The organism is Streptomyces sp. ISL-87 (assembly GCF_018614095.1).
In the GTDB taxonomy this organism is placed as follows: Bacteria; Actinomycetota; Actinomycetes; order Streptomycetales; family Streptomycetaceae; genus Streptomyces.
Window position 1 is genome coordinate 1 of record NZ_JAGGOY010000058.1, and the last position, 23,622, is coordinate 23,622.

Annotated in this window: 17 protein-coding genes and 2 pseudogenes; 8 read left to right on the plus strand and 11 right to left on the minus strand. The window is 71.1% G+C overall.

Features of this window, described 5'->3' with window-relative positions; all coding sequences use genetic code 11:
* Positions 1-270: 270 nt before the first annotated feature.
* From J7I97_RS20640 to J7I97_RS20650, 3 genes are all read right to left on the minus strand, one after another.
* Positions 271-1,716: an aldehyde dehydrogenase family protein gene (locus J7I97_RS20640; RefSeq protein WP_214937022.1), complete on the minus strand. Its 1,446-nt coding sequence runs from the start codon at positions 1,714-1,716 to the stop codon at positions 271-273.
* A gap of 225 nt (positions 1,717-1,941) precedes the next feature.
* Positions 1,942-3,522 carry a PucR family transcriptional regulator gene (locus J7I97_RS20645; protein ID WP_214937024.1) on the minus strand — a complete coding sequence of 527 codons (1,581 nt, stop codon included), beginning with the start codon at positions 3,520-3,522 and terminating at the stop codon, positions 1,942-1,944.
* A gap of 119 nt (positions 3,523-3,641) precedes the next feature.
* A complete protein-coding gene (locus tag J7I97_RS20650) occupies positions 3,642-6,014 on the minus strand; it encodes an ATP/GTP-binding protein (protein WP_214937026.1) in 2,373 nt (790 codons plus the stop codon).
* Between the two features lie 237 nt (positions 6,015-6,251).
* Between J7I97_RS20650 and gabT the strand changes: the two genes are divergently transcribed.
* Both gabT and J7I97_RS39945 read left to right on the plus strand, forming a co-directional pair.
* Positions 6,252-7,586, plus strand: coding sequence for a 4-aminobutyrate--2-oxoglutarate transaminase (gene gabT, locus J7I97_RS20655; RefSeq protein ID WP_214937028.1), 1,335 nt, complete (start codon positions 6,252-6,254; stop codon positions 7,584-7,586).
* A 460-nt stretch (positions 7,587-8,046) separates the two neighbouring features.
* Positions 8,047-8,541, plus strand: a complete 495-nt coding sequence (locus J7I97_RS39945; protein WP_308363103.1) for a phosphatase PAP2 family protein — start codon at positions 8,047-8,049, stop codon at positions 8,539-8,541.
* A 35-nt stretch (positions 8,542-8,576) separates the two neighbouring features.
* Here the strand turns inward: J7I97_RS39945 and J7I97_RS20665 are convergent.
* The 7 genes and pseudogenes from J7I97_RS20665 to J7I97_RS20695 form a co-directional block, all read right to left on the minus strand.
* Positions 8,577-9,152 (minus strand): annotated as a pseudogene (locus J7I97_RS20665) (chitinase); the annotation flags it as partial.
* 291 nt (positions 9,153-9,443) lie between these two features.
* The gene (locus J7I97_RS20670; protein WP_214937032.1) at positions 9,444-10,862 is read right to left on the minus strand and encodes an FAD-binding oxidoreductase; all 1,419 of its coding nucleotides are present in this window, start codon (positions 10,860-10,862) and stop codon (positions 9,444-9,446) included.
* Positions 10,863-10,895: 33 nt separating this feature from the next.
* Positions 10,896-11,702, minus strand: a complete 807-nt coding sequence (locus J7I97_RS20675) for an ABC transporter permease (protein WP_214937034.1) — start codon at positions 11,700-11,702, stop codon at positions 10,896-10,898.
* Positions 11,702-12,631, minus strand: coding sequence for an ABC transporter permease (locus J7I97_RS20680; protein WP_214937036.1), 930 nt, complete (start codon positions 12,629-12,631; stop codon positions 11,702-11,704). The genes J7I97_RS20675 and J7I97_RS20680 overlap by 1 nt, the downstream gene beginning before the upstream one ends.
* Entirely contained in the window at positions 12,628-13,797 is a 1,170-nt protein-coding gene (locus tag J7I97_RS20685) for an ABC transporter ATP-binding protein (RefSeq protein WP_214937038.1), read from the minus strand. The genes J7I97_RS20680 and J7I97_RS20685 overlap by 4 nt, the downstream gene beginning before the upstream one ends.
* Before the next feature lie 83 nt (positions 13,798-13,880).
* Positions 13,881-15,128 (minus strand): spermidine/putrescine ABC transporter substrate-binding protein, encoded by a 1,248-nt coding sequence (locus J7I97_RS20690; protein WP_214937040.1) that lies wholly within the window; start codon positions 15,126-15,128, stop codon positions 13,881-13,883.
* Positions 15,129-15,177: 49 nt separating this feature from the next.
* Positions 15,178-16,707 carry a gamma-aminobutyraldehyde dehydrogenase gene (locus J7I97_RS20695; RefSeq protein ID WP_214937116.1) on the minus strand — a complete coding sequence of 510 codons (1,530 nt, stop codon included), beginning with the start codon at positions 16,705-16,707 and terminating at the stop codon, positions 15,178-15,180.
* Between the two features lie 182 nt (positions 16,708-16,889).
* Between J7I97_RS20695 and J7I97_RS20700 the strand changes: the two genes are divergently transcribed.
* From J7I97_RS20700 to J7I97_RS20710, 3 genes are all read left to right on the plus strand, one after another.
* Positions 16,890-17,453, plus strand: coding sequence for an NADAR family protein (locus tag J7I97_RS20700; RefSeq protein WP_214937042.1), 564 nt, complete (start codon positions 16,890-16,892; stop codon positions 17,451-17,453).
* A 191-nt stretch (positions 17,454-17,644) separates the two neighbouring features.
* A complete protein-coding gene (locus J7I97_RS20705) occupies positions 17,645-18,058 on the plus strand; it encodes an NUDIX domain-containing protein (RefSeq protein WP_251049255.1) in 414 nt (137 codons plus the stop codon).
* 461 nt (positions 18,059-18,519) lie between these two features.
* On the plus strand, positions 18,520-20,115 hold the full coding sequence (locus tag J7I97_RS20710) for a TROVE domain-containing protein (protein WP_214937044.1): 1,596 nt from the start codon (positions 18,520-18,522) through the stop codon (positions 20,113-20,115).
* A 7-nt stretch (positions 20,116-20,122) separates the two neighbouring features.
* Here the strand turns inward: J7I97_RS20710 and J7I97_RS20715 are convergent, their stop codons facing one another.
* Positions 20,123-20,833: a DUF4190 domain-containing protein gene (locus J7I97_RS20715; RefSeq protein ID WP_214937047.1), complete on the minus strand. Its 711-nt coding sequence runs from the start codon at positions 20,831-20,833 to the stop codon at positions 20,123-20,125.
* A 110-nt stretch (positions 20,834-20,943) separates the two neighbouring features.
* On the opposite strand from J7I97_RS20715, the gene J7I97_RS20720 reads away from it, so the two are divergent.
* The 3 genes and pseudogenes from J7I97_RS20720 to J7I97_RS20730 form a co-directional block, all read left to right on the plus strand.
* Positions 20,944-21,969, plus strand: coding sequence for an adenosine deaminase (locus J7I97_RS20720; protein WP_214937049.1), 1,026 nt, complete (start codon positions 20,944-20,946; stop codon positions 21,967-21,969).
* A gap of 21 nt (positions 21,970-21,990) precedes the next feature.
* The gene (locus tag J7I97_RS20725) at positions 21,991-22,680 is read left to right on the plus strand and encodes a glycerophosphodiester phosphodiesterase (RefSeq protein WP_214937051.1); all 690 of its coding nucleotides are present in this window, start codon (positions 21,991-21,993) and stop codon (positions 22,678-22,680) included.
* A 98-nt stretch (positions 22,681-22,778) separates the two neighbouring features.
* Positions 22,779-23,609 (plus strand): annotated as a pseudogene (locus J7I97_RS20730) (histidine kinase); the annotation flags it as partial.
* Positions 23,610-23,622 lie beyond the last annotated feature (13 nt).

Here is a 23,622-nt window from a genome sequence, read left to right on the forward strand (position 1 = left end):
CTCTTAACTTCGTGGCATTGGTCGATCATCTGCCGGTGGCAGTACGACTCCGGCCGGCCCGCCCGCCTGTCCAGCCACGCCAGGACCGGCGCATTCCACGCGTGGCGCTTAGCCCCACGTGTTCCCACAACTCTTCAGAGACTGCCAAGATCTGGCCATTCCAGCAGGTCAACGCAGGGATAAGGAAGACGGCCGGAGCCCCCGCACAGTAGGCTCCGGCCGTCGGTCTTTGGGCCGTACGAGATCAGCTGAAACTGATCAGATTCAGATTCAGATGTCGAGGCCGGTCAGGACCAGCACTCGCTCGTACGTGTAGTCGTCCATCGCGTAGCGGACGCCCTCGCGGCCCACACCGGACTGCTTGACGCCGCCGTACGGCATCTGGTCGGCGCGGTAGGACGGCGCGTCGCCGACGATCACACCGCCGACCTCGAGCTCGCGGTGGGCGCGGAACGCGGTCTGGATGTTCCGCGTGAAGACGCCGGTCTGCAGGCCGAACTTCGAGTCGTTGACGGCGGCGAAGGCCTCGTCGGTGTTCTCGACCCGCTGGAGGGTCAGGACCGGCCCGAAGACCTCCTCGGTGGAGAGCTTGACGCCCTCGGGCACCTCGGCGACGACGGTGGGCTCGAAGGAGGCACCCTCGCGCTTGCCGCCCGTGAGCAGCTTGGCGCCAGCGGCCACGGCCTCGTCGACCCAGGCCTCGACACGCTTGGCGGCGTCCTCGGAGACGAGGGGGCCGACGTCGGTGGCGGAGTCGGAGGGGTCACCGGTGACCTGGCCCTGGACCTTCGCGACGACCTTCTCGACGAGGCGGTCGTAGACGGAGGCGTCGGCGATCACGCGCTGCACGGAGATGCAGGACTGGCCGGCCTGGTAGTTCGAGAAGGTCGCGATACGGGTCGCGGCCCAGTCGAGGTCGGCCTCGGAGGACCAGTCGTCCAGGACGACGGCCGCGGCGTTGCCGCCGAGCTCCAGGGTGCAGTGCTTGTGGGGCACCGACTGCTGGATGGCGTAGCCGACGGTGTCGGAACCGGTGAAGGAGATGACGGGCAGGCGCTCGTCCTTCACCAGGGCCGGCATCCGGTCGTTGGCGACCGGGAGGACGGACCAGGAACCGGCCGGCAGGTCGGTCTCGGCGAGCAGCTCGCCGAGAATCAGACCGGAGAGCGGGGTGGCCGGGGCCGGCTTCAGGATGATCGGCGCGCCGACGGCGATGGCGGGGGCCACCTTGTGGGCGCACAGGTTCAGCGGGAAGTTGAACGGCGCGATGCCGAGGACCGGTCCCTTGACGAAGCGGCGGACCAGGGCCAGACGGCCGACGCCACCGGCGTCGGTGTCGAGGCGCTGGGCCTCTCCGCCGTTGAAGCGGCGGGCCTCTTCGGCGGCGAAGCGGAACACGGACACCGCACGGCCGACCTCACCGCGGGCCCACTTGATGGGCTTGCCGTTCTCGGCGGAGATCAGCTGGGCGATCTCCTCGGTGCGCTCGACGAGCCGCTTGGACACGTGGTCCAGGGCGGCGGCCCGTACGTGGGCGGGGGTCGCGGAGAACTCCGCCGTCACGGCGTACGCCGCGGCCACGGCCTCTTCGACCTGCGCGTCGGTGGGCACGCTGACGGTGCCGACCGTTCGGCCGTCCCACGGGGAGTGGACGTCGAAGCTGTCCTCGCCGGTGGCCTGGCGGCCGGCGAGCCAGAAGGCGTGGGTGGAAGTCATGCGAATCCCGGCCCTTCGGATTGTGCGGTGGGTCCTTGTCCCCTCCACCGTAGGACTCCGTCGGCGATTCGGCGTTTGTCCGGGGTGGAGTACCTGCCATCCGGGCCGCGCCGGTTTGTCACTGTCGCGTTGGCCGGTCCCCGTACGTGTCCCCGTGCGTGTGCCTGTACGTATCCCTGTACGTGTCCCCGTACGCGCCTTCGGGTGCGCCTGCGGGTGCGCTCGCTACGCCGGGGCGGTCGTGGCCTTCAGGGCGAGCCACAGCTCCATGCGGACGTCCGGGTCGTCGAGGGAGCGGCCGAGGATCTCCTCGACCCGCTTCATGCGGTAGCGCAGCGTGTGCCGGTGTACGCCGAGATCGGCGGCCGCCGCGTCCCACTGGCCGTGGCGGGAGAGCCAGGCCTGGAGCGAGGCCACCAGGTCGCCGCGGCCGGTCGCGTCGTGCTCCCGCAGGGCTCGCAGCGTGCCGTCCGCGAAGGCCTTGACCGCGTCGTCCGCGAGCAGCGGCAGCACCGAGCCCGCCGCGAGGTCCTCGTGTTCCACCAGCGGCCGCCCCCGGCGCCGGGCCACGGCCAGGGCCTGGTCGGCCTGCTTGAAGGCGGCCGCCACTGTGGCCGGGCCGGCGGCCGCGGACAGGCCGATCACCAGCTCGTCCGGCTCCGGCCCGGTGGCCTCCCGCCCGCGCCGCGACTCCAGTGCCTCCGCGTGTTCCGCGCAGGCCTGTACGGCGGAACCCGCGTCGGTGGCCAGCACCACCAGCCGTCCCGCCTCCGGCACCACCAGCAACGTCTCCCCGGTACGGGCCGCCGCCGACTCCACCGCGTCGGCCAGCAGCGCCAGCCCCTCCGGCTGGGCCGTCCCCGGCAGCGCCGGCTCGGCCACGATGATCCGGAACGGCGCCTCCAGCAGGGCCCCGTACAGGTCCCCGGCCACGGCGCGGGCGTGCTCGGCCTCCCCGGCCAGCAGCATCCGGAGCACCGCCGCACCGAGCCGGGACTCCGCGTCGTGCAGGGACCGCGACCGCTCGGTGGTCAGGGTCAGCAGTGCGACGGCGGAGTGCACGGCGTACCGCTCGGCCGTGCCCAGCGGGGCGCCCGTACCCACGGCCAGCGCTCCGCGCGCCCTGCGCCCCGTCCCCAGCGACTGCAACTCGACCCGGTCCTCGGAACCACCCACCACCGCGCTCGCCGGCGCGGGCCGCTCCCGCAGCCGCTCCACGTCGGGGGTCAGCCGGGCGGCGCGCCGCGCGGCCCAGTCCGGGGCGGCCGCGACCACGGCGCCCGAGGTGTCGTAGAGGGCCGCCCAGCCGTGCACATGGGCCGCCAGCCTCGCCAGCAGCTCGGCGGGCCCGTCGGCGGACAACGCGGCGCGGGTCAGCTCCCGCTGCGCCTCGAAGCCGGCGGTGACCGCCCGGTACTGGTCCGCCGCGAGCGCCGCCGAGACGGCCTTGCTGATGGCCAGGAACGGAGTCCGCCGCGGCACCTCCAGCAGCGGCAGGTCCTCCGCCCGCGCGGCCTCGACGAGCGCCTCCGGGATCGCCTCGTAGTTGACCCCGACCGCGAACCCGAGCCCCACGACCCCGGCCGCGGCGAGGCGCCGAACGTACCGGCGCATCTCCTCGGGGTCCTCCGCGTCCAGCTTCATCGCGGTGACCAGCAGCAGCTCACCGCCCTCCATGTAGGGGACGGGGTCGGCGAGCTCACTGACGTGGGCCCAGCGCACGGGCGTGTCCAGGCGGCTCTCCCCCGCCCGGACGCTGAGTTTGAGCGCCGAGTGCTGGACGAGTGAGGCGAGGGTGAGCGGCATCGGATACCAGAGGCCTTAGCAGGAGGGGGAACGCGAGGATCCGCGCGGGGAGGGCGAGGGCAATTTCGCCGTGTCGTACGAACGACTCCCCTCGATTCTGCCACCTCGTACGGGTTCGCTCAGCCTGTTCCGGCCAACCGCACCAGAAGCGGAGCAGCCCGTTCCCCTCGTACCGACGTCAGCGACAGCACCGCGTACCCGGGCGGCACGGCGTGCGCCAGCTCGGACGCCGACCACCGCTCCCGTTCCACCTGCCGCACGGTCACCGCGTCCGTGGTCACGGCCTTGCCGGTGACCAGCTTGCGGAAGGCGTGGATGGCCCGGGTCAGCGGCTGGTCTGCGAAAACGGTACGGCTGGTGACGTCCCGCGCCTCCACCCATTCAGTGCCCCAGGCCTCGGCGAAGCGCTTGCCGTCCCAGGTGGTGACCCCGGAGAAGGCCATCCGGCAACCGACGGCGCCGAGCAGCGGGGTGCGCAGCGGCTCCGGTGCGTCGTCCAGTGTCCGCAGCGTCAGCAGTACCCCGGCGTTCGCCGAGCGCAGCCGCTGTACGCCGCGCACGGTCTCCGGGGTCAGCGTGTGCGAGGCGTCGTCGAAGGCGAGGAAGGCGAAGAGCGAACGGTCGGTGCGGGCCGCGGCGGAGGCGTTGAACTGGGCGAGCAGCAGCCTGGCCAGCATCCGGGAGGCGTCGGCGTGCCCGCGCTCGGGGAGGTCGATGCGGACGCGGAGCGGGTGTTCCAAGGCGCGCAGCGAGAACGGCCGCCCCTGCCCGGTGGTGTCGAAGAATCCAGCGAAGGCGGGCCGGTCGAGCAGCGCCAGCCGGTCGGCAAGGGCCGGGCCCGGGTCGCCGGGGGCGCCGTGCTGCCGCTCGCGGGCGTCGAGTTCGCGGATCATCGCCGATTGCCCGTCGTTCTCCAAGGCGGTACGCAGCTCACCCAGGGCCACGGGCATCTGCTCGAGCAGCTCTCGCAGCTCGGCCACGGCCGGGAAACGCCCGTACGCCGCCCGGAACGGCCCGAGCAGCTGGGCGAGAGCGGTCGCGGAGCGGCGGACGTCAATGCCGGAGATGTCCCCGATGAACGCGTCGGCGAGGAGGGTGGCCGCCTCGTCGGGGTCGGTGGTACCGCCGTAGAGGTCGAGGTCGTAGACAGACTCGGGGTCACCAACGCGCACCACGACGTCGTACGCGGCGTCGGGTCCGAGCTGGGACCCGGCCGATCCGACAGCGATGACGGCGGCCTGCCCGGCCAGTGCCTGGAGGGCCAGCGACTCGACGACGGGCCGTACGAGCCGGGCGGACTTGCCGGCGCCGGACGGGCCGACGGCGAGCAGCGATGTCCCGAGCACGTCGGGATCGAGCGCGAGGCGGGTCCCGCGCCTGGCGTACGGATTGCGCTCGCTGTCGTCCACCGTCCCGAGCAGCACCTGCCGGGCCAGCAGGTCATGCCGCGCGGCCCGCACGGGCAGGTCCCGCGCCCCGGACGGGTGCACACACGCCCCTGCGCCCTTGTCCCGCACGGCATCGGCGAAGGCCCGCATCCGCGAGGGATCCACCTGCACGGTCTCCCACGCCCGCCGGATGCGGGCATAGTCCACGTCGTTCATCCGCCCAGACCCCACCTCGCCCCCGAGCTGGTCGGCGACCTCCCCCATCCCTGCGGCCCTCACCTGCGGCCAGGCGGCGGGGTCGTCGGGAGAGCCGGGTGCGATGCGGGGCTGCCGGTGGTCCTGCTCCCTGCGTACCCCGCGGTCGGAAACAGTGGCGCGTCGGTGCAGGCCAAGCCAGAGGAAGACCAGGACGACGGCCGCATACTCGACGGTGGCCGCGCCGGTCACGAGGGACATCGCACGCTCCCTGCCTGCGCCCTCCAGCGGCAGCAGGGAGTTGACGAAGCTTCGCAGCGGCACCGCGTCTCGGGATACGAGCGCGAGGGTGACCAAGGCCCCGACCACTGCCAGAACCGCTTGGAGCAGTCGGCTCCGTGCGACGACCAGGCGCCGCCAAGCAGCTCTCCAGTTGCCGAGTCGGCCGAACCCGTAGAGCAGGCCGGCGACGACGAGCAATTCATACAGCTGCCGGGCGACATCACCGGCCGTCCCCAGCATCGGGTCCCGACCGAGCGGCGGCCACCAGTCGCTCGGGGTGACCAACCGAGGCGGGACCCGCCAGTACGGAATGTAATTGTTTCGCAGGAGCGACCAGACGAGTACGCAGGCGAGCAGCGAGATGACGGCGCCGCTGAGCAGGGCTCGCTCCGGGGTGACCGCCGGCTCTTCCTCTGCGCGGGGGAGATGTCCGGGACGCCATACTCCCGGTTCCGCAGTGGGCCTCGGCACTCGCAGCCAATCGGCGAGGGTCGGCCCACCGGTCGGGGCGTGCGCGGGCTTCGGGGGGAGTCCGTGTGGTTCCCCGACCGGCCGGGGGACGTGCCCGGTGCGCGGCGACCGCCTCTCGTGCGTGCCGTGCATACCCTGCGTGCCCTCGGTGTCCATGAACCCCTGCCCCCTGCCCGTGCCATGCCCCTGCGGCGCTCAATCTAGTGCCCGGCCAGGGCTCTGGGCCCGTACCCCGCCATGATCCACAAGACACACCCCCACCCCCTCCTATGGCCGTCACGGACAAGGACACGCGGGCACCACTCCCGAACGGAGCATGCAGTACCCCGTCCCCCGGGCCTAGCCTGCGGACAAAGACACAAGTGCGTCCGAAAACACCCCCAGGAGCCCCCTATGACCGCTGTCCCGCAGGAGCGCCGCATCGTCACCGCGATCCCCGGCCCCAAGTCGCAGGAGCTGCAGGCCCGCCGCCTCGAGACGGTGGCCGGCGGCGTGGGCTCCGTGCTCCCCGTCTTCACGGCCCGCGCGGGCGGCGGCATCATCGAGGACGTCGACGGCAACCGCCTCATCGACTTCGGTTCCGGCATCGCCGTGACCTCCGTCGGCGCCTCCGCCGAGGCCGTCGTGCGCCGCGCCTCCGCGCAGCTCGCCGACTTCACCCACACCTGTTTCATGGTCACGCCGTACGAGGGCTACGTCGAGGTCTGCGAGGCCCTCGCCGAGCTGACCCCGGGTGACCACGCCAAGAAGTCGGCCCTGTTCAACTCCGGCGCCGAGGCCGTCGAGAACGCCGTCAAGATCGCCCGTTCGTACACCAAGCGCCAGGCCGTCGTCGTCTTCGACCACGGCTACCACGGCCGTACGAACCTCACGATGGCCCTGACCTCGAAGAACATGCCCTACAAGCAGGGCTTCGGGCCGTTCGCCCCCGAGGTCTACCGCGTCCCGGTCGCCTACGGCTACCGCTGGCCCACCGGTGCCGAGAACTGCGGCCCCGAGGCCGCCGCCCAGGCGATCGACCAGATCAGCAAGCAGATCGGCGCCGACAACGTCGCCGCGATCATCATCGAGCCGGTCCTCGGCGAGGGCGGCTTCATCGAGCCGGCCAAGGGCTTCCTGCCGGCCATCGTGAAGTTCGCCAACGACAACGGCATCGTCTTCGTCGCCGACGAGATCCAGTCCGGCTTCTGCCGCACCGGCCAGTGGTTCGCGTGCGAGGACGAGGGCATCGTCCCCGACCTGATCACCACCGCCAAGGGCATCGCGGGCGGTCTGCCGCTCGCCGCCGTGACCGGCCGCGCCGAGATCATGGACTCCGCTCACGCGGGTGGCCTGGGCGGCACCTACGGCGGCAACCCGGTGGCGTGCGCCGGTGCGCTCGGCTCCATCGAGACCATGAAGGAGCTCGACCTCAACGCCGCGGCGAAGAAGATCGAGTCCCTCATGAAGGCCCGCCTGACGGCCATGCAGGAGAAGTACGAGATCATCGGCGACATCCGCGGCCGCGGCGCCATGATCGCGATCGAGCTCGTCAAGGACCCGGTCTCCAAGACCCCGTTCCCGGAGGCGGCCGGCGCGCTCGCCAAGGCCTGCCACGCCGAGGGCCTGCTCGTCCTCACCTGCGGTACGTACGGCAACGTGCTCCGCTTCCTCCCGCCGATCGTCATCGGCGAGGACCTGCTGAACGAGGGCCTGGACATCATCGAGGCCGCGTTCGCGGGCATCTGAGCCAGCGTCGGAGCGGGCGTCTCAGCGGGCGCCCGAGCGGGCGTATGCGCGAACATCCGAACATGGTGTCCAATCCCTACCGGCGGTAACGGTCGGGCACTGTGAAGAAGGTGTGGGGGGCCGATGGCGGGAGCGCGTTCCTGCTGTCGGTCCCCCTTTTGCTGGCGTACGGTTTCTGCAGATGAGTGAGACACCCCGTCTCCGGGCAACCGAGGGCGACACCAGTACCGGGCTTCCCCAGCGTCGTACTGGGCATGCGTTCGCGCACACTCCTCACCGATCGGACGGCCGTACGCCCCAAACCCCCCGGGGCGCACGGCAACCCGATCCGGGCGGCCGTCCCGGAACCATCCCCCCTGTTCCGGGACGGCCGGCCATCCTCTCCTCCGCCGCCGCTCTGGTCGGCCTGGCGCTGATCACCTGGCAGGTCCTCAGTTCGGGCCCCTTGCTGTCCCCGGACGTGCGCCTCAGCCGCGCGGTCGTCCGTACCGTTCCCGACGCGGTCACCGAACGCCTCGCCGACCTCGGCAACATCCCGGTCGCCGTCCCGGTCCTGGCCCTCGCGATGGCGTACTCCGCCTGGCGCTCCCGGCGTTGGGCTCCCGCCCTGACGGCCGGCCTCGCGATGGCGCTGGTTCCCGCGCTGATCGTCCCGCTGAAGGAATGGACCGCCCGCCCGGGCCCGCTGGAGCCCTGGGCCGCCGGGTACTACCCATCGGGCCACACAGCCACCTCGGCCGTCGCGTACATCGGCGCGGCCCTGCTCATCGGCCCGTACACCCGCCGCCCGTGGCCGATGGCCGCCGCCCTCGCTCTCACCGGGGCGACAGCGGTCGGCCTGATCCTGCGCGGCTTCCACTGGCCCCTGGACGTGCTGGCCAGCTGCTTCCTGTGCGTGCCGCTACTGCTGACCGTACGTCGGGCCTCGCCACGCGTTGTCAGACCCCCCGCCTAGAGTGACGCCGATCTCGAACCGGGACACGACACCCCCTAGCAGAAGTAGGCGTCGAAGTTCCTGGAGAACTCCCAGCCGCCGAAGCGGTCCCAGTTGACCGACCACGTCATCAGGCCGCGCAGGGCGGGCCAGGCGCCGTGGGGCTGGTAGGGGCCGCAGCCGGTGTTCTTCGTCAGGCAGTCCAGGGCCTTGTTCACCTCGGCGGGCGGGGTGTGGCCGTTGCCCGCGTTGACCGTGGCCGGGAGGCCGATCGCCACCTGGTCCGGGCGCAGCGGCGGGAAGACCCGTGCGGTGTTGCCCGCGACCGGGAATCCGGTGAGCAGCATGTCGGTCATGACGATGTGGAAGTCGGCGCCGCCCATGGAGTGGTACTGGTTGTCGAGGCCCATGATCGAGCCCGAGTTGTAGTCCTGGACGTGGAGCAGGGTGAGGTCGTCGCGCAGGGCGTGGATGACCGGGAGGTACGCGCCGGCGCGCGGGTCCTGGCCGCCCCAGGGGCCGGAGCCGTAGTACTGGTAGCCCAGTTGGACGAAGAAGGTCTCCGGGGCCATGGTCAGGAGGAAGTCCGGGCCGTACTTGGCCTTGAGGGTTTTCACGGCGGAGATCAGGTGCCGGCCGGCGGACAGCAGGGAGACCCCCAGGGGGTTGCGCTCCCACTCCCACCGGCAGGCGTCGGGATCCGGCGCCACCGACACCAGCCAGTCCACCGCCGTCTTGAACTCCGAGCCCCGCATCGCCCGGCCTCCGTTCCCTGTACCTAGGTGAAGGGTTCTCACCTGGGGAGGGCGGGGCCGGGCACGGGTGTGACGCGGGTTTCGTGGCTCCGTGGTGGTGAACCGGCTCGCGGGAGGTGACGCGGCGCGCGCCGGGCGCGCGGCCGACAGGTGCTAGGCCGACAGGTGCTAGCTGTCGAAGCCAAGGCCGACCCGGTCCAGGGCCTTCAGCCACAGGTTCCGGCGGCCGCCGCGGGCGTCCGCCCGGGCCAGCGACCACTTGGTCAGCGTGATCCCGGTCCAGGCGAACGGCTCCGGCGGGAACGGCATCGGCTTGGACTTCACCATCTCCAGCTCGGTCCGCTCGGTGCGTACGCCGTCCAGGAGGTCCAGCATCACGTCGGCACCGAAGCGGGTGGCACCGACCCCGAGTCCGGTGTAGCCGGCCGCGTAGGCGACCTTGCCGGAGTGCGCCGTGCCGAAGAAGGCGGAGAACCGCGAGCAGGTGTCGATCGCGCCGCCCCAGGCGTGGCTGAAGTTCACGCCCTCCAGCTGCGGGAACGCGGTGAAGAAGTGCTGCGCGAGCTTGAGGTACGTCTCGGGGCGGTGGTCGTACTCGGAGTCGAGCTTGCCGCGGTAGGGGTAGATGGCGTCGTAGCCGCCCCACAGGATGCGGTTCTCCGGGGTGATGCGGAAGTAGTGGAACTGGTTGGCGCTGTCGCCCAGGCCCTGGCGGTTGCTCCAGCCGATGGCCTTCAGCTGCTCGGCGGTCAGCGGCTCGGTCATCAGCGCGTAGTCGTACACCGGGACCGTGAACGGCCGGATCCGCTTGACCAGGGACGGAAAGATGTTGGTCCCGAGGGCCACCCGGCGGGCGAAGATCCGCCCGTACGGGGTGCGTACGGCCATCCCGGCCCCGGAGGCGGTGAGGGAGAGGCCGCGGGTGTTCTCGTAGATCCGCACGCCGAGGCCCAGGCAGGCCCGCTTCAAGCCCCAGGCGAGTTTGGCGGGGTTGAGCATGGCCACGCCGTCGGTGTCCCACAGGCCCGCGAGGAACGTCGGCGAGTCGACCTCGGCGCGCAGCTCCTCCCGGTCCAGCCAGCGCGAGCCGCCCGCCAGGCCCAGCTTCCCGGCGTCCTCGTACAGTTCGCGCAGCTCATCGACCTGGTGGGGCTCGGTGGCGACGTCGATCTCGCCGGTCCGCTCGAAGTCGCAGTCGATGCCGTAGCGGGCGACCGCAGCCTCGATCTCGTCGAGGTTGCGGGCGCCCAGCTCCTCCAGCTTGGCCAGCTCGCCGGGCCAGCGGGCCATGCCGTTGGCAAGGCCGTGGGTGAGGGAGGCGGCGCAGAAGCCGCCGTTTCGGCCGGAGGCGGCCCAGCCCGCCTCCTTGCTCTCGATCAGGACGACGTCCCGCGCGGGATCGCGCTCTTTGGCGATCAGCGCGGTCCACAGACCGCTGTACCCACCACCGATGACCAGCAGGTCGCAGGCCTCGTCGGAGGTCAGCGCCAGCTGCGCGGCGGGCTTGCCGGGGTCGTCCAGCCAGTACGAGACCGGCAGTGCTTCGGAAAGGGATTTCGCAACACTTCGCATGGCGACTGGGGCCATGTCTTCCAACTCCCTACAGAGTTACTGGGGGCGTTACTTGGGCTGTGCTTTCTTGCGTCGGCTGCCGACCATCTGGCCGGCGAGGACCACCAGCACCGCGATGACGAACATCGCCGTGCCGATGACGTTGATCTGCACAGGCGTACCGCGCTGGGCCGATCCCCACACGAACATGGGGAAGGTGACGGTGTTGCCCGAGTTGAAGTTGGTGATGATGAAGTCGTCGAACGAGAGTGCGAAGGAGAGCAGCGCACCCGCCGCGATACCGGGGGCCGCGATCGGCAGGGTGACCCGTACGAAGGTCTGCACCGGGCCCGCGTAGAGGTCGCGGGCGGCCTCCTCCAGCCGCGGGTCCATCGACAGGACGCGCGCCTTGACGGCGGCGACGACGAAGCTGAGGCAGAACATGACGTGGGCGATCAGGATCGTCCAGAAGCCCAGCTGGATGCCCATGTTCAGGAAGAGGGCGAGCAGCGAGGCCGCCATGACGATCTCGGGCATGGCCATCGGCAGGAAGATCAGCGAGTTGACCGCGCCGCGCGCCCGGAACCGGTAGCGGACGAGCGCGAAGGCGATGGCCGTGCCGAGGGCGGTCGCGCCGAGGGTGGCCCACGCGGCGATCTGGAGCGAGAGCGAGAGCGAGCCGCACATGTCGGCGACGCCGCAGGGGTCCTTCCACGCGTCGAGCGAGAACTCCTGCCAGGCGTAGTTGAACCGCCCGGTGGGGTTGTTGAAGGAGAAGACCGTGACGACGACGTTCGGCAGGATCATGTAGGCGAGCGTGACGAGGCCCGCGATCACGACGAGATTGCGCCGAAGCCAGGTGAGGGGCGTACGCATCAGACCAGGTCCTCCGTCCCCGCTCGGCGGATGTAGATGGTGACCATGATCAGCACGATGGCCATGAGGATGAAGGACAGCGCGGCCGCCGTCGGGTAGTCGAGGATCCGCAGGTACTGCGACTGGATGACGTTGCCGATCATGCGGGTGTCCGTGGAGCCCAGCAGCTCGGCGTTGACGTAGTCGCCGCTCGCCGGGATGAAGGTGAGGAGGGTCCCGGAGACCACCCCCGGCATGGAGAGCGGGAAGGTCACCTTCCGGAAGGTGGTGAAGGGCTTCGCGTAGAGGTCCCCGGCCGCCTCGTGGAGACGGGTGTCGATCCGCTCCAGCGAGGTGTAGAGCGGCAGGATCATGAAGGGGAGGAAGTTGTACGTCAGACCGCAGACCACCGCGAGCGGCGTGGCGAGCACCCGCTCCCCCTCGGTCATCCCGATCCAGCTGGTCACGTCCAGGATGTGCAGGGTGTTGAGGACCTCCACCACCGGGCCGCCGTCGGCCAGGATCGTCTTCCAGGCCAGCGTGCGGATCAGGAAGCTGGTGAAGAACGGCGCGATGACCAGCACCAGCAGCAGATTGCGCCAACGGCCCGCCTTGAAGGCGATCAGGTAGGCCAGCGGGTACCCGAGCAGCAGGCACAGCACGGTCGCGGTGCCGGCGTACAGCAGGGAGCGCAGGAACTGCGGGTAGTACTCGGTGAAGGCGTCCCAGTAGGTCTGGAAGTGCCAGGTGACGTCGAAGCCCTCTTCGAGGGAACCGGTCTGCACCGAGGTGGAGGCCTGGTAGACCATCGGCAGGACGAAGAACACCAGCAGCCACAGGATGCCGGGGAGCAGCAGCCAGTACGGGATCAGCCGCTTGCGCAGGGACGGCTTGTGGACCGGGGGTTCGGCGGGGGCGGGCGCCTGGGGCGGCGCGGCGGTGGTGGTCACGCGCTCTCCTCGACCGTCTCGATGCCCGCGTCGCCCATCGTCCCTGCAAGCATGGACTGGGCGGCGTCGAGGCCGAAGGTGTGCTCGGGGTTCCAGTGCAGGATGACCTCGGCGCCGGGGGTCAGGCGGGCGTCCCGCTCGATGTTCTGGGCGTACACCTCCAGCTCGGGGCAGACCGGGCTGTCGATGACGTACTGGGTGGAGACGCCGATGAAGGAGGAGTCGGCGATCCGGCCCGCGACCTTGTTCCGGCCGGCCGCGATGGTGTGCTCCTCGTCGGCGTGGACCAGGGAGATCTTCTCCGGGCGCACCCCGACCAGCAGCTTTCCGCCGGCGCGGGGTGTGGTCGAACATCGCGCGGCGGGCAGCCGGAGCTTCGTACCGGTGCTCGACACGGTGACGTCCGCCGAGCCCGCCTCCAGCACCTCGGCCTCGATGAGGTTCGAGGTCCCGAGGAAGTTGGCGACGAAGGTGGTGCTCGGGTTCTCGTACAGCTCGGCGGGGGCGCCCAGCTGCTCGACACGGCCGCCGTTCATCACGGCCACGGTGTCGGCCATGGTCATGGCCTCCTCCTGGTCGTGCGTGACGTGCACGAAGGTGATGCCGACCTCGGTCTGGATCCGCTTGAGCTCCAGTTGCATCTGGCGGCGCAGCTTGAGGTCGAGGGCGCCGAGCGGCTCGTCGAGGAGGAGTACCTGCGGGTGGTTGATGAGCGCGCGGGCGACGGCCACGCGCTGCTGCTGGCCGCCGGAGAGCTGGTGAGGCTTGCGCCGGGCGAACTGGCCGAGCTGGACCAGCTCCAGCATGTCGTCGACCTGCTTCTTGACGGACTTGATGCCGCGGCGGCGCAGCCCGAAGGCGATGTTCTCGGAGACGCTGAGGTGCGGGAACAGCGCGTAGCTCTGGAAGACGGTGTTGACCGGGCGCTTGTACGGGGGCAGGTCGGTGACCTCGCGGTCGCCGAGGCTGACGGTTCCGGTGGAGGGCTCCTCCAGGCCGGCGATCATGCGCAGGGTGGTGGTCTTGCCACAGCCGGAGGCGCCGAGCAGGGCGAAGAAGGAGCCCTGGGGGATGGTGAGGTCCAGCGGGTGCACGGCGGTGAAGGAGCCGTAGTGCTTGCTGATCCCGGAAAGGCGGACGTCGCCGCCCGCGGTCTTGTCAGTCATGGGTCGCGGCCTTCGGTGGTGGTGTCGGCGGAAGGGTGCGGTAGCGCGGGGGGTGCGGGTGCCGGTGGGGGCGGCGGGACCCGTCAGGCTCCGATGAGCTTGGCGAACTTCTCCTCGTACGCGGTCTCTTCCTCGCTGCTGAGGGAGCGGAAGGCATGGGCCTTGGCGGCCATCGCCTTGTCCGGCACGATCAGGGGGTTGTCCGCGAGCGCGGGGTCGATCTTGGCCAGCTCGTCCTTGACGCCCTCGACCGGGCAGACGTAGCTGATGTACGCGGCCAGTTGGGCGGCGACCGGGAGCTCGTAGTAGTAGTCGATGAGCTTCTCGGCGTTGGCCTTGTGCCGGGCGTGGGCGGGCACCAGCAGGTTGTCGCTGGAGGTGATGTAGCCGGGGGCCGGGACGGCGTACTTGATGTCCGGGTTGCCGGCCTGTAGCTGGATGATGTCGCCGGCCCAGGCCAGGCAGGCGGCGAGGTCGCCCTTGTCGAGGTCCGAGGTGTAGTCGTTGCCGGTGAAGCGGCGGATCTGCTTCGTGTCCACGCCCTTCTGGAGCCTGCCGATGGCCCCGTCGAAGTCGGCGGTGGTGAAGTTGGCCGGGTCCTTGCCCTGGTCGAGCAAGGTCATGCCGACGCTGTCGCGCATCTCGGTGAGGAAACCGACCCGGCCCTTGAGGGAGGGGTCGTCGAGCAGCTGGGTGACGGAGTCGACCTTCTTTCCGTCGGTGGCCTTGGAGTTGTAGGCGATGACGGTGTCGATGCCGGTCCAGGGGTAGCTGTACGAGCGGCCCGGGTCCCAGTCGGGGGTGCGGAACTGCGGGATCAGGTTGGCGTAGGCGTGCGGGAGGTGGGCGGGGTCCAGCTTCTGCGCCCAGCCGAGCCGGATGATGCGGGCGGCGAGCCAGTCGGTGACGACGATCAGGTCGCGGCCGGTGTCCTGGCCGGCGGCGAGCTGCGGGCGGATCTTGCCGAAGAACTCGACGTTGTCGTTGATGTCCTCGATGTACTTGACCTTGATTCCGGTCCGCTTCGTGAATTCCAGCAGCGTGGGGCGGGTCTTCTCGTCGTCGCTGATGTCCATGTACTCGGTCCAGTTGGAGAAGTTGATCTCCTTCTCCTGGGCCGAGTGGTCGTCGGAGGCCACCGCCGCCCCCTCCCGCTTGGCGGGCGGGATACCGCAGGCGGTGAGGGAGGACAGGCCGCCGAGGGTGAGCGCTCCGACTCCGGAGGCGCGCAGCAGCGAGCGGCGGGTGAGGGCGCCGCGGCCGCTGGTGAGGCTGCGCCGCATCGCGGCGAGTTGCGCCGCCGAGAGGCGGTCGGGCTCGAACTGCTCCATGCGCTGTGCCCTTTCGGGTTGAGTGGCCGCTGGTCGGGCGGCCGGGTGACTATCGGTCCCCGAAGATTGTGCGGTGCCAGTCCTTCGCGGCGACCGCGGTGTTGTCGTACATCACGTGCTTGACCTGCGTGTACTCCTCGAAGGAGTAGGCGCTCATGTCCTTTCCGAAGCCGCTCGCCTTGTAGCCTCCGTGCGGCATCTCGCTGATGATCGGAATGTGGTCGTTGACCCAGACGCAGCCCGCCTTGATCTCGCGGGTGGCGCGGTTCGCCCGGTAGACGTCGCGGCTCCAGGCGGAGGCGGCGAGTCCGTACGGGGTGTCGTTGGCCAGCGCGATGCCTTCGTCGTCGGTGTCGAAGGGCAGGACGACGAGGACCGGCCCGAAGATCTCGGACTGGACGACCTCGCTGTCCTGGGCCGCGTCCGTGATGAGGGTGGGCCGGTAGTACGCGCCTTCGGCGAGATCGCGTTCTCCTTCCCCGGCTCCCGGGATCTCGCCGCCGGTGACGACGGTCGCGTAGCCGCGGGCCCGTTCGACGAAGCCGGCGACCCGGTCGCGCTGGGCGTGCGAGACCAGCGGGCCGAGGTCGGTGGAGGACGCGAAGGGGTCGCCGAGCCGGACGGTCTCCATCAGCTCGGCCACGCGGGCGACGAAGGCGTCGTGCAGGGGGCGCTGGACGTAGGCGCGGGTCGCGGCCGTGCAGTCCTGGCCGGTGTTGATGAGGGAGGCGGCGACGGCGCCGTGCGCGGCGGCCTCCAGGTCGGCGTCGTCGAAGACGAGGAACGGTGCCTTGCCGCCGAGCTCCAGGTGGAGCCGCTTGACGGTGGCGGTGGCGATCTCGGCGACCCGCTTGCCGACCGCGGTGGAGCCGGTGAAGGAGGTCATGACTACGTCCGGGTGGCCGACCAGGTGCTCGCCCGCGTCCCGGCCGGCGCCGGTGACGATGTTGATCACGCCGTCGGGCAGGCCCGCGTCCTTCGCCGCCTGGGCGAACATCAGGGAGGTCAGCGGGGTGAGCTCGGCGGGCTTGAGGACGATGGTGTTGCCCGCGGCGATGGCCGGGAGGATCTTCCAGGCGGCCATCTGGAGCGGATAGTTCCAGGGCGCGATGGAACCGACGACCCCGATGGCCTCGCGCCGGACGTAAGAGGTGTGGTCGCCGGAGTACTCGGCGGCCGCCTGCCCCTGGAGGTGACGCGCGGCGCCCGCGAAGAAGGCGGTGTTGTCGATGGTCCCCGGTACGTCGAACTCCGTGGACAGCTTGATCGGCTTGCCGCACTGGAGGGACTCGGCGTACGCGAAGTCCTCCGCCTGCTCGGCCAGTACGGCGGCCAGCCGGTGCAGCGCGTCCGAGCGGTCGCCGGGGGTGGCGCCCGACCAGGCCGGGAAGGCCCGTTTGGCGGCGGCGACGGCCGCGTCGACGTCCGCCGTGCTCGCCAGTTCGTACGTGAGCACCTCGTCGCCGGTGGCGGGGTCGACGACGGTGTGCGACCGTCCTGAGGTGCCGGACCTGAACTGCCCGTCGATGTACTGCGCGCCGTCTGCGAAGCGGTCCTTAACCTGGAAGCGGTTACCCATCACGCTCTCACGCTCTCCGTAGCTACAGCTCGAATTGAGTGCCGATCCTGACAGAGGTGTTCCCCTCCGCCAAGGGATTCCGTTGTTGCCTTTTGATTACGCGACGGAATCGGTCGACCATGTGTCGAGGCACACCCCAAATCCCGTACGAACTGTCAGTGGCGGGTGTCAGACTCGCGTGCATGGAGATGATCGACAAACTGATCGGGCAGGTCAGCCGTGGTGAGCGGGTGAAGTTCCTGCCCTTCTGGGGGCACCGGCCGAGGCCCGACGGGACCCTCGGACCGAGCTGTATGAGCCAGTGGTGGCCGTCCCCTTTCACCGTGGGTGACGTCCGTTATGACACGGCTGAGCACTGGATGATGGCCGGCAAGGCCCGGCTGTTCGGGGACTCGGACGCGGAGCGCGCCGCGCTGGAGGCGAAGACCCCGGCGGAGGCGAAGAAGGCCGGGCGGCTGGTGCGCGGTTTCGACGACGCGGTCTGGGAGCGGGAGCGCTACGCGCTGGTCGTGGAGGGCAGCGTGCACAAGTTCGGCTCCGATCCGGCGCTCCGCGCGTACCTGCTGGGCACCGGGGACCGGGTGCTGGTGGAGGCGAGCCCGCTGGACCGCATCTGGGGCATCGGCCTGACGGCCGATGACGAGGGCGCGCTGGACCCGGCCCGCTGGCGCGGGCTGAACCTGCTGGGCTTCGCGCTGATGGAGGCCCGAGCCCGCCTGCGGGCGTCGCAGGCGGGCACGGCGTGACGGAGGGCCGCTCAGCGGGGGGCCGCTCAGCGGGGGGCCCTGTGACGGAGGGCCGCCCAGCGGAGGGCCCAGTCGCTGAGAGCCGCCCAGCGGAGGGCCGCGTGAGTGAGGGCCCAGTCGCGGAGGGCCCAGTCGCGGAGAGCCCAGTCGCTGCGGGCCGGATGCCGGATGGCCGGTCGGCGGAGGGCCGGATGCCGGACCGGCGCCGGGTCGCCGCGGTGATCATCCGGGACGGCTGCGTGCTCATGGTCCGAGAGCGCGGCAGGGGGCCCGCCGGCCGGCACGACGGGCCGGAGTACTGGACCCTGCCCGGCGGCGGGGTCGAGGCCGGGGAGCGGCTTGAGGACGCCGTCCGGCGCGAGGTGGCCGAGGAGGTGGGCCTGCGCGCCCTGGACGTGCGGTACGCGTACGACGCGCCGTACCCCTCGGGCTGGACCTCCTGCTTCCGCGTGGATGTCGCCCCCGGCGAGCCCCGGCTGGGTGTGGACGAGGGCCTGCGCTGCGACTGTCCCCGGATGGTCGGGCTCGTCTGGGTACCGCTGCCGCGCAGTCCTGCCCGGGACGCCGTCATGGTGCCGACGCTGCTCACGGCAGCGGAGGACTGAGCCGGGAAAACCCGTCGCGGCGGCCGCCCGGCTCCGCATAAGGTCGTGAACGTCCAGGTGCGAAGGCGAGACCTACTTCCACTCTTAATGGGGAGGTCGCGGGTTCGAGTCCCGTCGCCGGTTCAGGCCGGTGTAGCTCAGTTGGCAGAGCACCACGTGGTTTCGCCGCCTCGATCTCTGGACACCTACGTCACGCACCTCCCGGTGCGCGGGCTGCGGCTCCTTCTTTTGCAGAGAAACCCAAGCCGCCGCCACCTTGATCTCGGGAGGCCCGCGTGCGGGATGCCCGGTGCGCAGGCAACGGTTACTTCCGGATCAACGGGTCGCGGGTTCGAGTCCCGCCCGGCTTCGGCCGGTAGCTCAGTTGGTAGAGCAGTCGACATAGTCCGTCGCCGACTCCGATCTCGGGCATTCCGCACGTCACGCCTCCTCCCTTTTCTGTTGAATTCGGGGGGATTCACATGGCTCGTTTCAACCTGCGGTCGTCCAAGTCCGCGACAGCCGCGCCCACTTCACCGGCCTCGCCCGTGCGGTCCACCGGCCGCCGCGCCGCCAACCACCACGGCAGCCCCGGCTACGTCCGCGATCCGCGCTCGGAGCTGTTCCTGCTCGCCGTCGCCAACTTCGTGACGCAGCGCACCGCTTACGAGGGCGCACAGGACCGCGACGACCGTTTCGCCGCGCTCGTGCGCACGCTCGCCGTCGAAGACCCGGCGTGGACCGCCGGCCTGCTCGGCTGGCTCCGGGGCGACGGCAACATGCGTACCGCCTCGCTCGTCGGCGCCGCCGAGTACGTCAAGGCACGGCTCGACGCCGGGGTGACCGAGGGGCCGTCGAACCGCCAGGTCGTGGACTCCGTACTGCGCCGCGCGGACGAGCCCGGTGAGCTGCTGGCCTACTGGACGGCGACGTACGGGCGCAACGTGCCCAAGCCCGTCAAGCGCGGTATCGCAGACGCCGTACGCCGGCTCTACTCCGGCAGCTCATTGCTGAAGTACGACACCGCGTCCAAGGGTTTCCGCTTCGGCGACGTGCTCAACCTCGTGCACGCCTCCCCCGACCCGGCCAAGGCCTGGCAGGGCGAGCTGTTCCGGTACGCCCTCGACCGCCGGCACAGCCCGGAGACGGCCGAGGCGCCGGCCGGGAACCGCACCCTGGCGGCCCACCGGGAGCTCATGGAGCTGCCCGTGGACAAGCGCCGGGCCGTGGTCACCGCGCCGGACGGCGCCGACCGGCTCGCCGCGGCGGGCATGACCTGGGAGGCTCTCGCCGGGTGGCTCCAGGGCCCGATGGACGCGGCCGCCTGGGAGGCAGTCATCCCGTCCATGGGCCCCATGGCGCTGCTGCGGAACCTGCGCAACTTCGACCAGGCCGGAGTCTCGGACCTCGTGGCCTCGCGGGTCGCGGCGAAGCTCTCCGACCCGGAGGTCGTCGCCCGGTCCCGGCAGTTCCCCTTCCGCTACCTCGCCGCCTACCAGCACGCCCCGTCGCTGCGCTGGGCATACCCGCTGGAGCTGGCGCTCGGCCACTCGCTGGGATCCGTACCGGCGCTGTCCGGCCGGACGCTGATCCTCGTCGACCGGTCCGGGTCCATGTGGACCCGGCTGTCGGACCGCTCGGAGCTCAACCGGGCCGACGCGGCGGCGATCTTCGGTACCGCGCTGGCGATGCGGGCCGAGCAGGCGGACCTGGTGCAGTTCGGCACCACCAGCAAGGCCGTCGCGTACCAGCGCGGCGAGTCCGTGCTGAGGGTGCTGAAGGAGTTCGAGGACCTCGGCGGCACCTACACCGCCGAGGCCGTGCGAGCGCACTACCGGGGACACGACCGGGTCCTGATCGTCACGGACGAGCAGGCCACGTACCACTACGGCGGCGACCCGACGGCCCTGGTCCCGGACACGGTCCCGGTGTACACCTGGAACCTGGCCGGATACCGGGTGGGCCACGCGCCCGCCGGCTCCGCGAACCGGCACACCTTCGGCGGGCTCACCGATGCGGCGTTCCGCATGGTCTCCCTGATCGAGAGCGGCCAGAACGCCGACTGGCCGTGGCAGTGACTTTCCGTCAGATTCTTTCGTGGACCTGCGTGTTCGAGTACGGGCTGTCGTAGTCGGGGTCGGAGTCTATGTCCCCGAGGTCGGCCAGCAGGCCGAACATCATGACCAGAACGACGAGCCCGCCCAGCACGATGCCCACCGCGCCGAGGATGAGGCCGGCCAGCGCCATACCGCCGTTGGTCGCCTCGCCCCGGTTCGCCTTGCCGCGGCCCAGGGCGCCGAAGACGACCGCCCCGATGCCCAGCGCGACCGAGAAGAAGCTGGCGATGCAGCCGACGACGGAGAGGATGCCGAGGACGAGCGCGGTGACACCGAAGCCGTTGCTCGGCTGGGCGCCGTAGGGCTGGTACGCGGCGGAGCCCGGGTAACCCTGGTAGCCGGGGTAGGCCGGATAGCCGTACCCGGCGGCGGCCTGCGGCCCGCCACCGGGGTAGCCGTAACCGCTCTGGTCGTGCTGGGCCTGGTACCCGTAGCTCGCAGGCGAAGGTCCCGGTGTCTGAGGCTGCGCGGCGGGCGGCGGTATCTCGGCCCCCGGCATCCCGGCGATCGTCTGCTGATCGTGCACGGAAGGCCCGGAGGAATCGGAAGGCCCAGCCGGCGCGGGCGCCCCGGACGGAGCCCCCGACATACCCGGCGTGCCCTGCTGCTTCCCCAGATCGACCGCCGGCCGCTCCGGCGGCGCCCAGGGGTCTCGCGGCTCGGGGCTGTGGTCGGTCATGCGGCGCCCCCCTCTCGTACAGCCATGCTAAGCGCTGCCACCGACAGTCCCGGGGCCTGCCTACGATGAAGCCCGATCCGTCCGCACAGCGTTCCCCCGGAGGCCCTCTCATGCCCGACCTGCACCCCTTCATCGCGGGGCTGCCCAAGGCTGAACTCCACGTCCACCACGTCGGCTCGGCATCACCGCGCATCGTGGCCGAACTCGCCTCCCGACACCCGGACTCGAAGGTGCCCACCGACCCCGAGGCCCTCGCCGACTACTTCACCTTCACCGACTTCGCGCACTTCATCGAGGTCTACCTGTCGGTCGTCGACCTGATCCGCACCCCCGACGACGTACGCACCCTCACCTTCGAGGTCGCGCGCGACATGGCCCGGCAGAACATCCGCTACGCCGAGCTGACCATCACCCCGTTCTCCTCCACCCGCCGCGGCATCGAGGAGAAGGCCTTCATGGAGGCCATCGAGGACGCCCGCAAGGCCGCCGAGGCCGAGCTCGGCGTCATCCTGCGCTGGTGCTTCGACATCCCCGGCGAGGCCGGCCTGGAGGCCGCCGCCGAGACCGCGCGCCTCGCCGTCGATCTGCGCCCCGAGGGCCTGGTCTCCTTCGGCCTCGGCGGCCCCGAGATCGGTGTCCCGCGCCCGCAGTTCAAGCCCTACTTCGACCAGGCCCGGGCCGCCGGCCTGCACAGCGTGCCGCACGCCGGCGAGACCACCGGCCCGGAGACCGTCTGGGACGCGATCCGCGAGCTGGGGGCCGAGCGCATCGGCCACGGCACCAGCGCCACCCAGGACCCCGAGCTCCTCGCGTACCTCGTCGAGCACCGGATCGCGCTGGAGGTCTGCCCGACCTCCAACATCGCCACCCGCGCGGTGACCGACCTCGACCGGCACCCGGTCAAGGAGATGGTCGCGGCGGGCGTGCTCGTCACCATCAACAGCGACGACCCGCCGATGTTCGGCTCCGACCTCAACAACGAGTACGCGGTCGCCGCCCGGCTCCTCGACCTCGACGAGCGCGGGCTGGCACAACTGGCGAAGAACGCCGTCGAGGCCTCCTTCCTGGACGCGGCCGGCAAGACGAAGCTGAACGCGGAGATCGACACGTACACCGACACGTGGCTGGCCTCCTGACGCCTGCGCAGAATAGGGGCCATGCGCACCTTGACTGCCGTCGGCCACCGCGGCGATCCCTACCGTGTCCGTGAGAACACCCTGTCTTCGATCCGCTCCGCCTTCACGCGCGGGGCGGACGCGGTCGAGATCGACGTACGGCTGACCCGCGACGGGGTGCCGGTCCTGCTCCACGACGAGAAGCTCCAGCGGCTGTGGGGCCATGACGTACGGCTCGACGCCGTCACGGCCCCGCAGCTGAAGGAGCTGGCGGAGGGCGGGATCCCGACGCTGCGCGAGGCCCTGGCGGCCGCCGGCGCGGGCCGGGTGATGATCGACTTGCCGGGCGCCACGTTCGAGGGTGTACGGACCGTCGTCGACCTGGTCCGCGAATGCGGGGCGCGCGAGCGTACGTACTACTGCGCGGGCCCGGCCACCATGCTGGCCGTGCGCGCCGCCGACCCGGGTGCGGAGATCGCGCTGACCTGGACCACCCTGTCCCCGCCGCGCCGGGTGCTGATCGACGCGGTGGCCCCGGCCTGGCTCAACTACCGGTTCGGGCTGGTCAGCCGGGAGCTGGTGGACGCCCTGCACCGGGACGGCCTGCTGGTGTCGGCCTGGACGGCGGACACCAAGCGGACGATGCGCGGCCTCATCGCCGCCGGGGTGGACTCCGTCACCACGAACCGGGTGGACGCGCTGGCCGCCGTACGGACCGAGCTCGGGCGGTGATACGCGCCTGGGGGGAGCGGATCCGGGAGCGGATCCGGCGCGCCGATCCGCGGTGGCGGGACCTGGGGCTGACGCTGCTGGTGCAGCTGGCGGTGACCATGCCGTTCGTGGTGCCCCGGGCGGCCGACCTGCCGCCCGTGACCTGGGCCTCGTACGGGATGACCACGCTCGCCGTGCTGCCGCTGGTGTGGCGGCGGCGGGCGCCGGTGGCCGTACTGGCCGCCATTCTGATCGTGGGCGGTGTGTACAAGGTCGCGCTGGACGGTCCGGGCCAGCCGTTGCCGTATGCGGGGCTCATCGCCTTCTACACGGTGGCCCTTCAGTGCACCGTTCGGGTCCGCGTGAGTGTGGGGCTCGCCTCGGTGGCGGCGGTCGCGCTGTCGGTGGGGTGGGAGACGGGGACGGCGCGGGAGCTGCTGTTCACGCTGTTCGTCTCCGCGGCGGCCTACGCCCTGGGGCGGCTCCAGCACACGCGGCAGGCCTATACGGAGGCCATCGAGGCCCGGGCCGCCGAGCTGGAGCGGGCGAACCGGATCGAGGCGGAGCAGGCGGCGGCGCGCGAACGGGCCCGGATAGCCCGGGAGATGCACGACATCCTGTCGCATGCGGTCAGCATCATGATCGTGCAGGCGGAGGCCGGTCCGGTGGCCGTACGCCGGGCTCCCGAGCGGGCGGAGGCGGCCTTCGACGCGATCGCCGAGACGGGGCGGGACGCGATGGCGCAGCTGCGGACGATGCTGGGGGTGCTGCGCACGGACCGCCCGGACGAGGTCGCGCCGCGTCGGCCCCAGCCCGGGATCGAGGAGCTGGCGGGGCTGCTGGAGCGGGTGCGGGGCAGCGGGCTGGAGGTGTCGTACGAGCGGACGGGCGCGGTGCGCGGGCTGCCGGCGGCGCTGGAGGCGACGGTGCACCGCGTGCCGCCGAGGGCAAGCTCGATCTGAA